At 53.9% G+C, this 15,942-nt stretch carries 16 protein-coding genes; 11 read left to right on the forward strand and 5 right to left on the reverse strand.

Annotation, left to right across the window (positions count from 1 at the left end; translation table 11 throughout):
* The first annotated feature begins 128 nt into the window (after positions 1 to 128).
* On the forward strand, positions 129 to 1,391 hold the full coding sequence (gene lysA, locus ACIPUG_RS07825; protein ID WP_040038290.1) for a diaminopimelate decarboxylase: 1,263 nt from the start codon (positions 129 to 131) through the stop codon (positions 1,389 to 1,391).
* Here lysA and ACIPUG_RS07830 read toward each other — a convergent pair.
* Positions 1,388 to 2,344 (reverse strand): DMT family transporter, encoded by a 957-nt coding sequence (locus ACIPUG_RS07830; RefSeq protein ID WP_400338075.1) that lies wholly within the window; start codon positions 2,342 to 2,344, stop codon positions 1,388 to 1,390. The two genes, lysA and ACIPUG_RS07830, sit on opposite strands and share 4 nt — an antisense overlap.
* Before the next feature lie 123 nt (positions 2,345 to 2,467).
* On the opposite strand from ACIPUG_RS07830, the gene ACIPUG_RS07835 reads away from it, so the two are divergent.
* Entirely contained in the window at positions 2,468 to 3,061 is a 594-nt protein-coding gene (locus tag ACIPUG_RS07835) for a helix-turn-helix domain-containing protein (RefSeq protein ID WP_052326045.1), read from the forward strand.
* 54 nt (positions 3,062 to 3,115) lie between these two features.
* On the opposite strand, the gene ACIPUG_RS07840 is transcribed toward ACIPUG_RS07835, so the two are convergent.
* Positions 3,116 to 4,129 (reverse strand): LacI family DNA-binding transcriptional regulator, encoded by a 1,014-nt coding sequence (locus ACIPUG_RS07840; RefSeq protein ID WP_203449512.1) that lies wholly within the window; start codon positions 4,127 to 4,129, stop codon positions 3,116 to 3,118.
* Positions 4,130 to 4,262: 133 nt separating this feature from the next.
* The gene (locus ACIPUG_RS07845) at positions 4,263 to 4,607 is read right to left on the reverse strand and encodes a PTS lactose/cellobiose transporter subunit IIA (RefSeq protein ID WP_010279161.1); all 345 of its coding nucleotides are present in this window, start codon (positions 4,605 to 4,607) and stop codon (positions 4,263 to 4,265) included.
* A gap of 286 nt (positions 4,608 to 4,893) precedes the next feature.
* Between ACIPUG_RS07845 and ACIPUG_RS07850 the strand changes: the two genes are divergently transcribed.
* From ACIPUG_RS07850 to ACIPUG_RS07885, 8 genes are all read left to right on the forward strand, one after another.
* Positions 4,894 to 6,231 carry a PTS sugar transporter subunit IIC gene (locus tag ACIPUG_RS07850; protein ID WP_010279159.1) on the forward strand — a complete coding sequence of 446 codons (1,338 nt, stop codon included), beginning with the start codon at positions 4,894 to 4,896 and terminating at the stop codon, positions 6,229 to 6,231.
* A gap of 24 nt (positions 6,232 to 6,255) precedes the next feature.
* Positions 6,256 to 7,692, forward strand: coding sequence for a glycoside hydrolase family 1 protein (locus tag ACIPUG_RS07855; RefSeq protein ID WP_400338077.1), 1,437 nt, complete (start codon positions 6,256 to 6,258; stop codon positions 7,690 to 7,692).
* A 29-nt stretch (positions 7,693 to 7,721) separates the two neighbouring features.
* Positions 7,722 to 8,039, forward strand: a complete 318-nt coding sequence (locus ACIPUG_RS07860) for a PTS sugar transporter subunit IIB (protein WP_014916549.1) — start codon at positions 7,722 to 7,724, stop codon at positions 8,037 to 8,039.
* Positions 8,040 to 8,129: 90 nt separating this feature from the next.
* Entirely contained in the window at positions 8,130 to 8,897 is a 768-nt protein-coding gene (locus tag ACIPUG_RS07865) for an FCD domain-containing protein (protein WP_203449509.1), read from the forward strand.
* 2 nt (positions 8,898 to 8,899) lie between these two features.
* Positions 8,900 to 9,373, forward strand: coding sequence for a GNAT family N-acetyltransferase (locus ACIPUG_RS07870; protein ID WP_039497801.1), 474 nt, complete (start codon positions 8,900 to 8,902; stop codon positions 9,371 to 9,373).
* 406 nt (positions 9,374 to 9,779) lie between these two features.
* On the forward strand, positions 9,780 to 11,951 hold the full coding sequence (aas, locus tag ACIPUG_RS07875; RefSeq protein ID WP_039509836.1) for a bifunctional acyl-ACP--phospholipid O-acyltransferase/long-chain-fatty-acid--ACP ligase: 2,172 nt from the start codon (positions 9,780 to 9,782) through the stop codon (positions 11,949 to 11,951).
* Positions 11,948 to 13,171, forward strand: coding sequence for a lysophospholipid transporter LplT (lplT, locus tag ACIPUG_RS07880; protein WP_014916545.1), 1,224 nt, complete (start codon positions 11,948 to 11,950; stop codon positions 13,169 to 13,171). The genes aas and lplT overlap by 4 nt, the downstream gene beginning before the upstream one ends.
* Before the next feature lie 20 nt (positions 13,172 to 13,191).
* Complete coding sequence (locus ACIPUG_RS07885) at positions 13,192 to 13,647, forward strand: GNAT family N-acetyltransferase (RefSeq protein ID WP_014916544.1); 456 nt, start codon at positions 13,192 to 13,194, stop codon at positions 13,645 to 13,647.
* Between the two features lie 461 nt (positions 13,648 to 14,108).
* Here the strand turns inward: ACIPUG_RS07885 and ACIPUG_RS07890 are convergent, their stop codons facing one another.
* Together ACIPUG_RS07890 and ACIPUG_RS07895 are read right to left on the reverse strand one after the other, a co-directional pair.
* A complete protein-coding gene (locus tag ACIPUG_RS07890; protein WP_010279129.1) occupies positions 14,109 to 14,237 on the reverse strand; it encodes an entericidin A/B family lipoprotein in 129 nt (42 codons plus the stop codon).
* A 263-nt stretch (positions 14,238 to 14,500) separates the two neighbouring features.
* Complete coding sequence (locus tag ACIPUG_RS07895) at positions 14,501 to 14,938, reverse strand: winged helix-turn-helix transcriptional regulator (RefSeq protein ID WP_400338079.1); 438 nt, start codon at positions 14,936 to 14,938, stop codon at positions 14,501 to 14,503.
* A gap of 95 nt (positions 14,939 to 15,033) precedes the next feature.
* Between ACIPUG_RS07895 and ACIPUG_RS07900 the strand changes: the two genes are divergently transcribed.
* Entirely contained in the window at positions 15,034 to 15,846 is an 813-nt protein-coding gene (locus ACIPUG_RS07900; RefSeq protein WP_039502044.1) for an oxidoreductase, read from the forward strand.
* Positions 15,847 to 15,942: the final 96 nt, after the last annotated feature.

Genomic DNA, 15,942 nt, shown 5'->3' on the forward strand with positions numbered 1-15,942 from the left:
ATAAACCATCATTTTGATAAACCATATCAGAAATGAATAGAGTCTGCTTAAAACGATATTTGTTTACCTATTGGGGTATTTTTATAGTGTTTATCAACCACGTTTAACCCTGTAAATCGGTAACGCTTATGCCACACGATCTGAATGACGTAACACACGCCCTGAACGCGCAAAGTCTGCGTGAACTGCCTGCCCGCTTTGGTTGCCCGGTTTGGGCCTATGACGCGCAGACCATCGTTAACCGTATCGCCCAACTGCGCCAGTTCGACACAATTCGCTTCGCGCAGAAGGCGTGTTCCAACACGCACATTTTGCGCCTGATGCGTGAGCAGGGTGTGAAAGTGGATTCGGTATCGCTGGGTGAGATCGAGCGTGCGCTGATTGCAGGGTTTGTGCCGGGCACCGATGCGCATGAGATCGTGTTTACTGCCGATCTGCTGGATCGTCCGACGCTGCAACGCGTTTCCGAACTGAACATTCCGGTGAACGCCGGTTCGGTCGATATGCTGGAACAGCTTGGGCAGCAATCGCCGGGGCATCCGGTATGGCTGCGTGTGAATCCGGGCTTTGGTCATGGTCACAGCCAGAAAACCAACACTGGCGGCGAGAACAGCAAGCACGGGATCTGGTACGGCGACTTGCCGCTGGCGCTGGCGCACATTCAGCGCTATCAGCTGAAGCTGGTGGGAATCCACATGCACATTGGTTCTGGCGTCGATTACGGCCATCTGGAACAGGTGTGCGAGGCGATGGTGCAGCAGGTCGTTGAACTGGGTCAGGATATCGAGGCGATTTCAGCGGGCGGCGGGCTGTCGATTCCCTATCGCCACGGTGAAGAAGCGATTGATACCGAACACTATTACGGGCTGTGGAACGCGGCGCGTGAGAAAATTGCCGCGCATCTCGGTCACCCAGTGACGTTGGAAATCGAGCCAGGACGTTTTCTGGTCGCGGAGTCTGGCGTGCTGGTGGCGGAAGTTCGGGCCGTCAAATCCATGGGGAGTCGCCACTTTGTGCTGGTCGATGCCGGGTTTAACGATCTGATGCGTCCGGCAATGTACGGTAGCTATCACCACGTTTCTTTGCTGCCGGGCGATGGCCGCGATATCAGCCAGTCCACGTTGCGCGACAGCGTGATTGCCGGGCCGCTGTGTGAATCCGGCGATGTGTTTACCCAGCAGGCCGGCGGCGGCGTAGAAACGTTCGCGCTGCCGGATGCACAGGTTGGCGACTATCTGGTCTTCCACGACACCGGCGCGTACGGCGCATCGATGTCCTCGAACTACAACAGCCGTCCGCTGCTGCCGGAAGTGCTGTTCGAAAACGGTGAACCGCGCCTGATTCGCCGTCGCCAGACGCTGGACGAACTGCTGGCGCTGGAAGCACTTTAATCACCATGATTTGGCCGTGTCTGAGGCGGGGCGGCCTGCTTTTCCCCTGAACGTTGCACATGACGCAGGCGAGCCCCTTGCCTGCTGAATGTGATACGCCAGCCAAACGTCATTCCAGCGGCGGATAGCAAAATCGCGATAGCCCCGGCAAGCTGCATCGCATCCAGCCGATGCCCAAAAGCCGCCCAGTCTACCAGCGCGGCGATAACGGGATAGATAAACGATAACGCGCCAACCAGCGCGGTCGGGATCTTCTGAATCGCGCTGTATAACAGCGTCGACATCAGCCCGGTATGGATCACGCCGATAGTCACAAGCATTCCCCACTGTGAAGCCGTAGGGGAAACTGGCATTGTCGCGAAGGGCGCAAGGATGACGACACCAACGAGCAGCTGTATCAACACCAGCACGTGCGGTGGGATCCCCGACAGTTTTTTCGTTATCGCAGCCGCCACGGCGTAGAAGAATGCCGCACCCAATGCCATCAGCACGCCTGACAGATAGCTTTTGTCGTTGCTGTCGCCCCCCGCTTGGGCGCTGACGATCAGGACGATGCCGCTAAAGGCGCACAGCAGCCAGCCGATTTTGTTGAGGGTGAGCGTTTCCCTGAAAAAGATCGCGCCTAGCCCCAGCAGCATAAAGGGCTGCGTGTGGTAAACCACGGTGGCGACGGCGATAGATGCGTGTGCATAAGCGCCAAATAGCAGCGTCCAGTTGAATACCAGTGCCAGACCGCCGAGTACGGCAATGCCAGCCTGCTTCCTGCTAATGATGCCCTGTCGTAACAAACCCAATAATCCGCAGACGATGAGCATCGTCAATGCGCCGAACGCGCAGCGCCAGAAGACCACCGTCATGGCTGGCTGTCCTGCTGTCAAAACGAACCAGCCGACGGTGCCGGAAATGATCATTGCGATAGCCATTTCTATCGTGCCGCGAGTCTGAGGTGCCATCTTTTTTCCTGCCTGTTAATGCGTCGAGATTGCTGCTATAGCGAACAAAATTTTTTATAATGAACAACAGGACAAAATAATGAACACAAACTATTTGTTCGTCAAGTCGAACAAATGGACGTTATGGTGAACGGTATGACGATCGATAATCAGGAAAAGGGGGCGCAGGAGATTACGCCCATCGCACGACTTGCCGTTTCTATTCGGCGTGAACGAGAGCGGCTAAATCTGTCAGTGACCGAACTGGCAAAGCGCGCAGGGTTGGCAAAATCAACGCTTTCACAGCTGGAAACCGGGATCGGCAACCCGAGTCTGGAAACGCTCTGGGCACTGGCGATGGCGCTTGATGTACAGGTTAGCCAACTGATTGGACAGCCTCGCCAGCATGTGCAGGTGATTCGGGCTAACGAAGGCGCAGCAACCTACTCCGAGCAGGCGAACTATGCTGCGACGCTGCTGGCCGCGTGCCCGGCAGGCGCGCAGCGTGATATTTATCGGCTGAAAGTGCAGCCGGGGGAAGCCAGAGTCTCTCAACCGCATAGGCCGGGGACGGTTGAACACGTGATCCTGAGCAGCGGTCGCGCCAGAATTGGGCCTGTCACACAGCCCGTTGAACTGAACGCGGGGGATTACATTAGCTACTCCGCTGATGTCCCGCATCTGTTTGATGCGCTGGAAGCGAATACGAGTGCGGTGATGTTGATTGAGCATGGCTAAATAGGGGGAACCCCGTGCAGGCCGCTTGCCCGGGGAGCGGTTTTACTGTGATTTTTACGCTGTGTAATACGGCCCTTTCTGTACCGACTCGCGGATTTTTAGTTCGCCGGTGAAGGGCTGTAGCGGGTTGACGTCCTTACCCGCGATCAGATCCAGCACTTGCGTAATCGCGGTAGCGGCCATCTCTTCAATCGGCATGTAGACGGTGGAAAGTGAAGGGTGCAAGTAAGTGGCGCAGGGTTCATCGTCAAAGCCGAAGACGGAGACATCCTGCGGTAATTTTTTCCCTGCCTCGTACAGCGCTTTCATCGCGCCAATCGCCATGTGATCGTTGCTGACAAACAGCGCGCTAAAACTGATGCCGCTCTTCAGCAACTGGCGTGCAGCCTGATAGCCGCTGGCGACCATACTGGTACCATATGCCACCCGGCGCGGTTCAAGCGCGATCTGGTGAGCGGTTAATGCCTGCTGATAGCCCGCGAGCCGCGCCTGCGCCGTCGGTGTTTGCATGGGGGCGGTGATAAAGGCGATCTCACGGTGGCCTTGTTCGATCAGGTAATTCACTACGTCAAACGCGGCCTGCTGCTGGCGGAAGAAAATGCAGCGTTCTCGCGCCTGCGGCAGATCGCGATTCATCACGATCATCGGAATGGTTAGCGTGTCGAGCAGCGTCATGAGGTCCGATTCGGACATATAACGGGTATAGAGAATAATGGCGTCACACTGCCTGTCTGACAGAAGCTGCACCGCGCGCTGCTCATCTTCTGGCGTATCGTGTCCGTCGGTGACGATCAGGTGTTTACCGTTGCTTTCTGCGATATCCGTAGCACGGCGCAGCAGGCGACCAAAATAGGGGCCGTTAAAATTGGAGATAACAAGACCAATGCTGTTTGAGGTACGGCGAGCCAGCGAACGTGCCAAAAAATTAGGACGGTAGCCTAGCTCCTCCATTGCCTGAAATACGGCATCGCGTGTTGCCTGTTTGACCTGACCCGTGCCGTTTAGCACTCTGGAGACGGTCGCTTTAGACACTCCTGCACGTCTTGCCACCTCAAGCATGGTTTTCATCGCTGCACCTTAATTGAGTATGATGACGGGCTAAAAACGCCGATTCATCCCTGTTACGAACATCATGCGACATGTTACCACAGGCATATTGTTGGATTTAACGCCTGATGTTCGTTTCTCAACCAGATTTTTTTTAATTTTGTGACGCGGCCATTTCACGGCGTAACAAGACAATCTCTTCCGCTAAGTCCCGACATAGCATGGCGGTCATCAAATGATCCTGTGCATGTACCATGATCAGGTTGACGGGCACCTTGCCTTCCCCTTCGTCCAAGCCGATCAGTCGTGTTTGAACGCGGTGAGCCGCACGCGCCGCTTCTTGTGACGCCGCGAGCAGGTCGTCAGCCTGTTGCCACTCCCGTTGGCGCGCGGCCTGAATAGCCATCATGGCGTTCGAGCGCGCTTCACCCGCATTAATCAGCAGTTCCATCACGGTTTGTTCCATATCGAATGCAGGAACGTTTTCTGTGTCTTTCATCGTCGGTCTCCTTCTTGTGGTCAGGAAAGCAGCCCATATTGGTTGAGAATTTATGTGGCTGAGAAGTTATGTAGCCAAGAATTTATGGTATGCCAAAAATCACATTTTCATCATATTGGAATTCCAATATTGCCTTGTGAGAGTCATGTCACAGAAAAATAATTCATTATGGTTGATTTTTGGTATGCCAAACGCGAAAGCGCGGTACCTGCATTTACCCTGCGCGTAACGGCCATCCCGCGTGTCACACGCGATATAACAATATGATGATGAAAGAGGTGGTGTTATGTCATTTAAGGACCAACTGATTGATTCATTGGGCTCCTTTGCCAATAAATTTAACAGTCTGCGTTACATTATGGCGATTAAGGCATCCTTTATTACGCTGATGCCCGTCATTATCGTCGGGGCGTTTTCCGTTCTGATTTCCAACATGGTGATGGATCCGAAAAATGGTCTGGCCAGTTTTTCCATGTTCTCGTTTCTGGCTGAACTTAAACCGATTATGAGCGGCATTAACTACGCCACGCTCAGTTTTCTGACTATCGGTGCCGTCTTCCTGATTGGGATCGAGCTTGGGAAGATTAACGGTTCACGCGGGCTGTTTCCCGGCCTGCTGGCGGTGATCTGCTTTATTGCCGTCACGCCAACCACGATCGAAATGGCCGTTAACGGGCAGATGATGGTGGTGAAAGACGTGCTGGCGAAACAGTTCTCCGATACCAAAAGCCTGTTTCTGGGGATGTTCATCGCCATCCTGTCTGTCGAGATGTATACCAAGCTGCAAAATGTCGATCGGCTGCAGATTAAAATGCCAGACAGCGTGCCGCCTAACGTCGCGGCCTCTTTTTCTGCGCTGTTTCCTTCCATTATCACGGTGGTTGCTATCGCCACCTTTGGGTTTGTGTTTCACCGCGTGACGGGCATGTATCTGTATGACGCCGTTTATAAAGTCGTACAGCAGCCGCTGGAATCCGTGGTGCAAAGCCTGCCTGGTTTACTGGTGCTGATGTTTGTCGCTCAGCTGTTCTGGGTGATCGGGATTCACGGCAACCAGATGATTAAGCCGATTCGTGAACCGCTATTGCTGGGGGCGATTGCCGTCAACATGACCGCGTTTGAGCAGGGGCATGAGATACCGAACATTATCACCATGCCGTTCTGGGATGTGTACATGAGCATCGGCGGTTCAGGCCTAACGATTGGCCTGCTATTGGCGGTAATGATTGCTTCCAAGCGCAAAGAGATGAAAGAGATCGCCAAAATCTCTTTCGGCCCCAGCGTGTTCAATATTAATGAGCCGGTGATTTTTGGTATGCCGATTATGCTTAACCCGATTCTGGCTATTCCCTTCATTATCACACCGTTAGTGACGGGCACGATTGGTTATTTCGCCACCAGCATGGGATTTGCGGGCAAAGCCGTGGTGATGGTGCCGTGGACAACGCCACCGATCATTAACGCCTGGCTGTCGACAGCGGGATCGATGGGGGCCGTCGCGACACAGATCGTATGCATCATCGTTGCGATGCTGATCTATCTGCCGTTTGTCAAAGTGGCATCCCGTCGTGCCGAACTGGCGCAGTTGGAAGCAGAAAAGCAGGCTGCAGCGGAAAAAGCCTGAAACGGACGAGAAGAGAGGTAACGCATGAGTAAGGTTGCACTGACTATTCCACCGGATTTTATTCTGGGCGCGGCGGCATCAGCATGGCAAACGGAAGGATGGAGCGGCAAGAAAGCCGGACAGGATTCCTATCTGGATCTCTGGTACAAGCAGGATCGTCAGGTTTGGCACAACGGCTACGGCCCGGCGAAAGCGACGGACTTCTTTAATCGCTATCGGGAAGACGTGGCGCTGATGAAGCTGGCGGGGCTGACGCACTATCGTACGTCGATCAACTGGTCACGCTTTATGCTGGACTATGAGAAAGGCATCGTCGATGAAGAGTACGCGGCCTATATCGATAACCTGCTGGATGAAATGCATCGGCAGGGGATCGAGCCGATGATCTGCCTTGAACATTATGAGCTGCCCGCCTGCTTGCTGGAGAAATATCAGGGTTGGTCATCAAAGCAGGTGGTGGAGTGGTTTGTGCTGTACGCCGACGCGGTTTTCGCCCGCTATGCCGGGAAAGTGAAGCGCTGGTTTACCTTCAATGAGCCAATTGTGGTGCAGACGCGCGTTTATCTGGACGCGCTACGCTACCCTTATGAGCAGAACACGCACACGTGGATGCAGTGGAATCACCATAAGAATCTGGCGACGGCAAAAGTGGTGCAGCGGTTTCGGCAGCAGGGCTATCACCGAGATGGCGGCTCGATCGGTGTGATCCTCAATCCCGAAGTCACGTATCCGCGATCCCGTGCGGCGCACGATGTGAAAGCGGCGCACCTTTACGATCTGTTCTATAACCGGGTTTTTCTCGATCCGGCGTTAAAAGGGGAATATCCGGCGGAGCTGGTGGCGCTGCTGGCGCAGCATCAGGTGAAGTGGAATTACACGGAAGAAGAGTTGGCGATCATTCGGGACAATACGGTCGATGAGGTGGGGATCAACCTGTATTACCCGCATCGGGTCAAAGCGCCCAGCCGCGAGTGGAACAAAGAGACACCGTTCCATCCGGCCTATTATTACGAGCATTTTGAGCTGCCGGGGCGTCGCATGAACACCTCGCGCGGCTGGGAGATCAATCCCAAAATCATTTACGACATGGCGAAACGCATAGAGCGTGACTACGGCAATGCGCCGTGGTTTGTGGCGGAAAACGGCATCGGTATCGAGAACGAAGCGCGCTTTAAAGACGACGCGGGCGTGATTCAGGACGATTACCGTATCGCATTTATTGCCGAACACCTGTACTGGACGCTGAAGGCGAAGGAAGAGGGCGCAAACTGCCGCGGCTACATGCTGTGGGCCTTTACCGACAACGTCTCGCCGATGAATGCGTTTAAAAATCGCTACGGATTGATCGAAATCGATCTGGAGCAAGATCGGCAACGGCGGCCGAAAAAATCCGCCGCCTGGTTTCGTCAGCTACGCGACACGCGTCGACTTGAATTGACGCTGGATGATGAAGAGAAATAGGTGCAGATAACCAAAATGAGGAACGGAATATGAAAAGAATCGTACTGGCTTGCTCGGCAGGAATGTCGACCTCACTGGTGGTCACCAAGATGGAGAAAGAAGCGGAAACGCGGGGAATGGAACTGAAAATCTACGCGATTCCAGAGCAAAACTTGCGGGATGAGTTGCAGGAGTTTGGCGGCGACATTATTGCGGTTCTGCTGGGGCCGCAGGTGCGCTTCAAGCTTAACGAGAATAAAAAGCTGACGGACAGCTACCAGATTCCTATCGCGGTGATCGACCCCGTCGCCTACGGCACATTAAATGGCGCAAAAGTACTGGATCAGGCGCTGAGTTTGGTAGACTAATGCCCCGCTGCGACGTCAGTACGTGGCTGGGTATATTCGGTGCGGGCCTGACGTCCGCACCTAGGGCGACAGTGCATGTAGGGTGAAAGCGTGGCGAAGGATGTGGTTCTGCAAGAGAAGAAGCAATATCAGGAAATCGGCTGTGATTTGCGTCAGAAGATTCAGTCAGGGGATTACCCCGTCGGATCGCGCCTTCCTCCTGAACGAAATATTGCGGAAACCTATGGCGTTAGCCGGACGATAGTGCGCGAAGCGCTACTGATGCTTGAACTGGAAGGCACGGTCGATATTCGTCAGGGCTCTGGGGTTTATGTCTTGCGTATTCCCGATGAAGACGACACGACAGACGGTGGCAAAAACCATATTGGCGCCTTTGAAATGCTACAGGCTCGTCAACTGCTGGAAAGCAACATCGCGGCGTTTGCGGCGCGCATGGCAACGCGGGCGGATATCGAAAATCTGCGTAAGACGCTGGAACAAGAGCAGGCCGCGATTGCTGGAAAAGATTACCGTGGCGATTTCGATCGCCTGTTCCATCTACAAATTGCCGGTGCGACGCAAAACCAAATGCTGCTGGAAACGGTCAGCAATATCTGGGCATGCCGTGACGATAACGCGCTTTGGCAGCAGCTTTATACGCACGTTGGGACGCAGGGCTATCGCCTGAAATGGCTGGCGGATCATCAGGCCATTCTGGCGGCGCTGCGGCGTCGCGATGTGTCTGGGTCTTATCAGGCGATGTGGCAGCACCTCGAAAACGTCAAAAATACGCTGATGGAAATCTCTGACGCCGATGCACCGGAGTTTGACGGCTATTTGTTTGATTCTGTGCCGATCTTCCAGGGGAAACTGGTGTAATCATGACGGACATTTCTAGCGTGAAAATTGTTTATCTGGCGGAGCACCCTCAGCATCAAGAGCAGGTGATTGACTGGATTTGGCAGGCGTTCGGCAGCCAGAACAGCCGTGAATTCTTTGCCAGCGTAGTGCGCAATAGCCTGAACCCGGCGGCGCTGCCGCTGACGTTTATCGCGCTGGAAGGCGAGCGCTTAGTCGGGACGGTGGGATTATGGCGCTGTGATTTAATCAGCCGACAGGATCTGACACCCTGGCTGGCATCGCTATACGTCGAAGAAAGCCAGCGTGACAAAGGGCTGGGTATCGCGCTGCAACAGCACGTGCTGGATTTCTGTCGTCGTCGAGGCTTTGACGATCTCTATTTGTTCGCCACGTTTAGCGGCTATTACGAAAAACACGGCTGGCGTTACATTGGCGACGGGCTGGACTACCCGGATAAGTCCGTGCGCCTGTATCACCAGTCGCTATCACGCTAGAAAAACGCGCTAAAAGGCGGCGGCCTTACATGATTCACCAGAATCTTACAGTTGGTTGCACTTATAGAATAACTCTTTCGATTCATCGCTGGTGAAGCGATGCGGCGATCTTTAGAGTTACAAGTCCCAGAGGTATTGATTGGTGATATATCGATGTGCTCTGTACATTGAAACCATTTGATTACACCAACCTACGCGGATGCGTAGGTTTTTTTTTGCCTGAATTTCCCGCTTTCGTTATTTCCAGCCATTTTTATGCGATGTGAATGCTGTGCCGTTGGCAATCTTCACGTTAAGCCGCGTGCCCGTCGCTTGAAGTATGGTGCATATGTAGTATTTTGACGTATCGCTTGGTGGTTTTTGCGTTTCAGCAAGCTGCCCGTTTATCTGTCTATTGGGAGAAGGCATGATTCATACCCTGTTACGTTGGGTGTTCCAGCGTCTGTACCGCATCCGGATCGAGGGCGACAGCAGCCAGTTTCAGCAATCCAAATTGCTCATTACCCCCAATCACGTCTCGTTCCTTGATGGCGTCCTGCTGGCGTTATTCTTACCGATAAAACCCGTCTTTGCCGTGTACTCCTCCATTTCCGACCGCTGGTTTATGCGCTGGCTAAAGCCGTATATCGATTTCGTGCCGTTAGATCCCACGAAGCCTCTGGCGATTAAAGGGCTGATCAAGGTGATCGAACGCGGCCAGCCCGTTGTGGTTTTCCCAGAAGGGCGCATCAGCGTAACCGGATCGCTGATGAAGATTTACAGCGGCGCGGCGTTTGTTGCGGCGAAATCGGGGGCAACGATTATCCCCGTGCGCATTGATGGCGCAGAGTTCACGCCGTTTGGTCGGCTGGCGGGCGTCTTTAAACGCCGCTGCCTCCCGCAGATTACGATCACCTATTTGCCGCCGACCACGTTGCCGATGCCGGAAGCCAGCAGTGCCAGAGAACGCCGCGCGCTGGCCGGCGAGCATTTACACCAGATTATGATGAAAGCGCGGATGGATACGCGCCCGCAGCACACGCTGTATCAGGCTTTTCTGGCCGCGAGAACCCGTTATGGGCGCTCCTCCCCCAGCATTGCGGACATCTCATTCAATGAAGACAGCTATCAGGGCTTATTGAAAAAATCGCTGGGCGTGTCGCGCATTTTGCAGCGCTTCACCCGCGTCGATGAACATGTCGGCATGCTGTTGCCCAACGCGACCATTACCGCGGCATCCATCCTGGGCGCATCGCTGCGTAACCGCGTTCCTGCCATGCTGAACTACACCGCTGGCGCGAAAGGGCTACAAAGTGCGATGAAAGCGGCGGGGATTAAAACCATCGTCACGTCTCGCCAGTTTCTTGAAAAGGGCAAGCTAACGGATCTACCGAAGCAGGTCAGCGAGGCCAACTGGGTTTATCTGGAAGATTTGAAAGACACCGTGACGCTGACCGATAAGCTGTGGATCCTGTTTCATCTGCTGTTTCCTGCCCGCGCGATGCTGCCGCAGAAGCCTGACGATGCGGCTATCGTGCTGTTTACCTCTGGTTCCGAGGGGAATCCGAAAGGTGTCGTGCATTCCCATGACAGCCTGCTGGCGAACGTTGAGCAGATTCGTACGGTGGCGGATTTCACGCCGCGCGACCGTTTTATGTCTGCGTTGCCGCTGTTCCATGCGTTTGGCTTGACGGTGGGGCTGCTAACGCCGCTGATGACGGGCGCTCGCGTGTTCCTCTATCCCAGCCCGCTGCATTATCGCATCGTGCCGGAGCTGGTGTATGACCAGAACTGTACCGTGCTGTTTGGGACATCAACGTTCTTAGGCAACTACGCACGCTTTGCTCATCCGTATGATTTCGCTCGTCTGCGTTATGTGGTTGCCGGGGCAGAAAAGCTGTCTGAAACCACGCGTCAGGTTTGGCAGGATAAATTTGGTATCCGCATTCTGGAAGGCTACGGCGTGACCGAGTGCGCGCCGGTCGTGGCGATCAACGTGCCGATGGCGACAAAAATCCATTCCGTCGGCAAGCTGTTGCCGGAAATCGAATCGCGTTTGATTACTGTGCCGGGCATCACGCGCGGTGGTCGTCTACAGCTGCGCGGGCCGAATATCATGAAAGGCTATCTGCGGGTGGAAAACCCCGGAGTGCTTGAAGCGCCTGCGGCAGAAAACGCGCAGGGCGAGTTGCAGCAGGGCTGGTATGACACGGGCGATATTGTCGAGCTGGATGAAAGAGGCTTCTGCACCATCATCGGCCGCGTGAAGCGCTTTGCCAAGCTGGCAGGGGAGATGGTGTCGCTGGAAAGCGTAGAACAGCTGGCGGTGAAGATATCGCCGGAAGCGCAGCATGCCGCCAGTGCGAAAAGTGACAGCAGCAAAGGCGAGGCGCTGGTGCTGTTTACGACGGACAACCAGATAACCCGTGACGCATTGCTCGCACAGGCACGCAGCAGCGGCGTACCGGAACTGGCGGTGCCGCGTGATATTCGCTATGTGAAAGCCTTACCGCTACTCGGCAGCGGCAAGCCTGACTTTGTCACGCTGCGCCAGATGGCCGAAGAACCAGCAACTAACGCGTCGGAGCCGAATGCATGAGTCAACAGACTGAACCCGCGACGCCTTTGCTGTCGCGCAGTATGAGCGCGGTGATTATCGCGCAGTTCTTCTCCGCGTTTGGCGATAACGCGCTGCTGTTTGCCACGTTAGCGCTGATCAAACAGCTGGTGTATCCCGACTGGAGCCAGCCATTTTTGCAGATGGGATTTGTCGCTGCATACATCATTCTGGCACCGTTTGTCGGGCAAATTGCGGACAGCTTCTCCAAAGGGCAGGTGATGATGTTCGCCAATACCCTGAAGCTGGCAGGTGCGCTGCTGATTTGCGTGGGCGGTAATCCGTTTCTGGGATACACGCTGGTGGGCATTGGCGCGGCGGCTTATTCCCCGGCGAAATACGGCATTCTGGGGGAGATCACGCGCGGCGATCAGTTGGTCAAAGCGAATGGTCTGATGGAAGCCTCGACGATTGCGGCGATCCTGACCGGTTCAGTCGCAGGCGGCGTGCTGGCGGACTGGAACATTTACGGGGCGCTGTCGGTGTGTGCGGTGGCTTACGGCATAGCGCTGGGTGCGAACATGCTGATTCCTCGTCTCAACGCGGCGCGACCGGGGCAGCCGTGGCATCCGGTGCAGATGGCGAGCAGCTTCTTTTCCGCCTGTCGGGTACTGTGGCGCGATGGCGATGCCCGACTCTCGCTGATCGGCACCAGTATGTTTTGGGGCGCAGGCGTGACGCTGCGCTTTCTGCTGGTGCTGTGGGTGCCGCATGCGCTTGGGATTACCGACAATGCCACACCGACGTTGCTTAACGCGATGGTCGCTGTGGGCATCGTGGTGGGAGCCGGTGCGGCTGCGAAGCTGGTAACGCTCGATAGCGTGCGGCGCTGCCTGCCTGCGGGGTTCCTGATCGGCGTAGTGGTGGTGATTTTTACACTTCAGCACAACCTCATGAGCGCCTATTCCTTACTGATTCTGCTGGGGGCGCTCGGTGGGTTCTTCATCGTTCCTCTGAATGCGTTGTTGCAGGAACGTGGGAAGGCTAGCGTCGGTGCGGGGAATGCGATCGCCGTACAGAATTTGGGTGAGAACGGCGCTATGCTGTTAATGCTTGGGCTTTATTCTCTGGTGGTGAAACTCGGCGTGTCGGTTATCACCATCGGGATTGGCTTTGGCGTCTTGTTTGCGCTGGCTATTGCGCTGCTGTGGGCATGGCTGATTCTGGCTAAGCGCCGCGATCGTTCCACTGGTGCGGAATAAACGAAATAGGAAGGGTAGCAATGAGTCTGATATGGCATGACTGGGATGTGGCAGACCTTAACGTGTATTCACTGCATGACATATTGGCGCTGCGCAATCAGGTATTCGTGGTCGAGCAAACCTGTCCCTATTTGGATATTGATGGTCGCGATCTGGTGGACGGCAATCGCCATATTACGGCGTACCGTGACGGCAAGCTGGCGGCGTGCGCCCGCCTGCTCGCGCCCCATCCGAACAACGATGTGGTGACGATTGGGCGCGTGATTGTCGCGCCGCATGCCCGCGGGCAACATCTGGGGCACCAGTTGATGGAACACACGCTGATTGCCTGCGCACGCCACTGGCCGCAAAAGCATCTTTTCCTGTCTGCGCAGGCTCATTTGCAAACGTTCTACGGCGCGTTTGGCTTTGTGGCGACCGGTGAGGAATATGACGAAGACGGCATTCCGCATATTGATATGCTGTCGGCGTTCTGAAAATTAGGGATTCCTAAAAACCTAGATTTAGCATTCTGTCAGTACCATAAATGTTTCGTGCGCGTTGATTAAGGCTATCTTTGCAACCGTTGCCGTATGCGCCCGACACGGTGCAGCTCAATCGCCGCTGCCCCGTGACCCCAGGCTTCTTGCGGGGAATCACGCCGCTTCGCGGTGCCTTCGACGTTCATGCCCGCTGCCCGGACCACCAGCGACGCGCTCCCGACGCGGCGCTGGTTTTCACGGCATCCATGCCGTTCATCCGGCGGTCATGTTCGTCTCTGCGTGATTCTTTACGCGCGTAACATCATAAAAATGAAAAGATTAAATCCAGAATGTTGTCGTTTGTTCTGGAAATTCATTCGTTTTAGAGGGGGGCATGTAGCGGAAGTTATTGGGATCGCGGCGTAAACGAAAAAACCGGCTAATGTATGGCCGGTTTTTTGTTATTTGACGGTGGTTTAGCTAGCGGCGTGAGAAATTTTGCTACCCAGTTTCTGCACATCCTGGCCAAAGCCGCGCGTGGTATTACAGCCGCTCAATGCTGCCGTGACCAGCAGCGCTACTACGATTGTTGTTATACGTTTCATCATCGTTACCCGCAGGTGGTTGATAAATAGAGCGTGATAAGTCGTGCGTGATAGATTTCTACTGTGTCATAACCGCAGGTAAAAATTCAATCCTCGAGAGCGCTGAACCGGCTGATATTGTTTGAGATTGTGTTGCTACCTATGGGTATTTTCCCAGAGCTAGAGGCTGACGTTACTCGTTCAACATTATTGCTAATGTTTTTTACTTGGTGAGCTGTGTCTGACTATGGGGCAAATTTTAAGGAGTTCAACAAAACCTAATTTTACTTCAACGGGATATCCATCCGTATGGCGCGACTACCTAATTTGGCTCCTGTTACGGCATCAATGCAGACTGGATCAATTTCCCTGCCTGTTTCCTCATCAATATAACTGGCAAGGTTGTGATCACAGTTTCGTTTCGCCCACGCTCCAAACATCATCAGTACGGGCAAAAAATCAAGACCCGACGGCGTCAGAACATACTCCTCACGGAGTGGGCGCTCTGAATAAATGCGTTTATCCAGTAAGCCTGCTTCTGTTAACGCGCTAAGCCGTTTAGTGAGCATCGTTGGTGCTATCCCCAGATTTTTGCGGAATTGATCAAATCGCGACAGCCCGGTATGTGCATCCCGTAATATCAGAAAACTCCAGGCATCACCTACGGATTCAAGTCCATGTGCAAGAGGGCACTTAGGCATCATATTTTTATGTTCACTCAATTTTTCACCTTGACTATCTTTTTAGTAGTGAGTTAGTATCATTTTGATAGTAACATCTCTTTCATCAGCAATCCAGTTTTCTGCTAGGGGAAAAAATGAATAAAAATAATGAAGTCATTGCTCTTGTTACGGGGGCGTCATCAGGCATTGGGTTAGTGACTGCAAAGTCATTGGCCCAAAATGGCTATCGCGTTTTTGGTACAAGTCGTAAACTGACTGCCAGCACTCCAGGCATCACGATGTTGGTGTGCGACGTGACAGACGATGAGTCGGTGAAAAATGTGATTGATGAGATAATCAGGCAGACGGGCCGTATTGACCTTGTTGTCAACAATGCAGGCGTGGGGCTGCTTGGCGGGGCTGAAGAATCTTCAATTGCACAGGTGGAGCGACTTTTTGACGTGAATGTTATGGGTGTTACACGCATTGTAAATGCGGTGCTACCGATCATGCGTGCTCAGAAAAGCGGGAGGATTATCAACATGAGTTCTATTCTTGGCCTGATTCCTTCACCTTTCAATGCCTATTATGCCTCCACTAAACATGCAATTGAAGGTTATACGGAATCTTTGGACCATGAAGTACGTAGATTCGGCGTACGGGCCGTATTGGTGCAGCCTGGCGTGACACGTACCGCCTTCGAAGAGAACCTGACACGTGCGGACCAGACTTTATCTGTCTATGCAGAAGACCGTGCACGCAGCGAGGGACTCATGCGCAAATGGGTTGAAGCCGGGGATGAGCCGCAAGTTGTCGCTGATACTGTGGTCAGGGCCGCGACAGCTTCTAGGCCACATTTACGTTATCCAGCGGGCAGACAATCCACTCAGGTAAGCGTATTACGTCGTTTTCTGCCCACTAAGATGTTTGACAAAATAATGCGTAAATTCAACGAATTTCCGTCCTGAAACATTAAATGAACCCGTTTTGTACTTATTTATGTTGGAATAGCCATTGACTACAACAATGTCTGCTTCTCGCGCCAGATATGATTGCGTCCTGTC

Source organism: Pectobacterium sp. CHL-2024, from assembly GCF_044751765.1.
Classification (GTDB): domain Bacteria; phylum Pseudomonadota; class Gammaproteobacteria; order Enterobacterales; family Enterobacteriaceae; genus Pectobacterium; species Pectobacterium brasiliense.

Excerpts from the sequence above, each read along its gene's own strand:
- lysA (WP_040038290.1), top strand. The coding sequence starts at position 129 with ATGCCACACGATCTGAATGACGTAACACACGCCCTGAACGCGCAAAGT.
- ACIPUG_RS07830 (WP_400338075.1), bottom strand. The coding sequence starts at position 2,344 with ATGGCACCTCAGACTCGCGGCACGATAGAAATGGCTATCGCAATGATC.
- ACIPUG_RS07835 (WP_052326045.1), top strand. The coding sequence starts at position 2,468 with ATGGTGAACGGTATGACGATCGATAATCAGGAAAAGGGGGCGCAGGAG.
- ACIPUG_RS07840 (WP_203449512.1), bottom strand. The coding sequence starts at position 4,129 with ATGAAAACCATGCTTGAGGTGGCAAGACGTGCAGGAGTGTCTAAAGCG.
- ACIPUG_RS07845 (WP_010279161.1), bottom strand. The coding sequence starts at position 4,607 with ATGAAAGACACAGAAAACGTTCCTGCATTCGATATGGAACAAACCGTG.
- ACIPUG_RS07850 (WP_010279159.1), top strand. The coding sequence starts at position 4,894 with ATGTCATTTAAGGACCAACTGATTGATTCATTGGGCTCCTTTGCCAAT.
- ACIPUG_RS07855 (WP_400338077.1), top strand. The coding sequence starts at position 6,256 with ATGAGTAAGGTTGCACTGACTATTCCACCGGATTTTATTCTGGGCGCG.
- ACIPUG_RS07860 (WP_014916549.1), top strand. The coding sequence starts at position 7,722 with ATGAAAAGAATCGTACTGGCTTGCTCGGCAGGAATGTCGACCTCACTG.
- ACIPUG_RS07870 (WP_039497801.1), top strand. The coding sequence starts at position 8,900 with ATGACGGACATTTCTAGCGTGAAAATTGTTTATCTGGCGGAGCACCCT.
- aas (WP_039509836.1), top strand. The coding sequence starts at position 9,780 with ATGATTCATACCCTGTTACGTTGGGTGTTCCAGCGTCTGTACCGCATC.
- lplT (WP_014916545.1), top strand. The coding sequence starts at position 11,948 with ATGAGTCAACAGACTGAACCCGCGACGCCTTTGCTGTCGCGCAGTATG.
- ACIPUG_RS07885 (WP_014916544.1), top strand. The coding sequence starts at position 13,192 with ATGAGTCTGATATGGCATGACTGGGATGTGGCAGACCTTAACGTGTAT.
- ACIPUG_RS07890 (WP_010279129.1), bottom strand. The coding sequence starts at position 14,237 with ATGAAACGTATAACAACAATCGTAGTAGCGCTGCTGGTCACGGCAGCA.
- ACIPUG_RS07900 (WP_039502044.1), top strand. The coding sequence starts at position 15,034 with ATGAATAAAAATAATGAAGTCATTGCTCTTGTTACGGGGGCGTCATCA.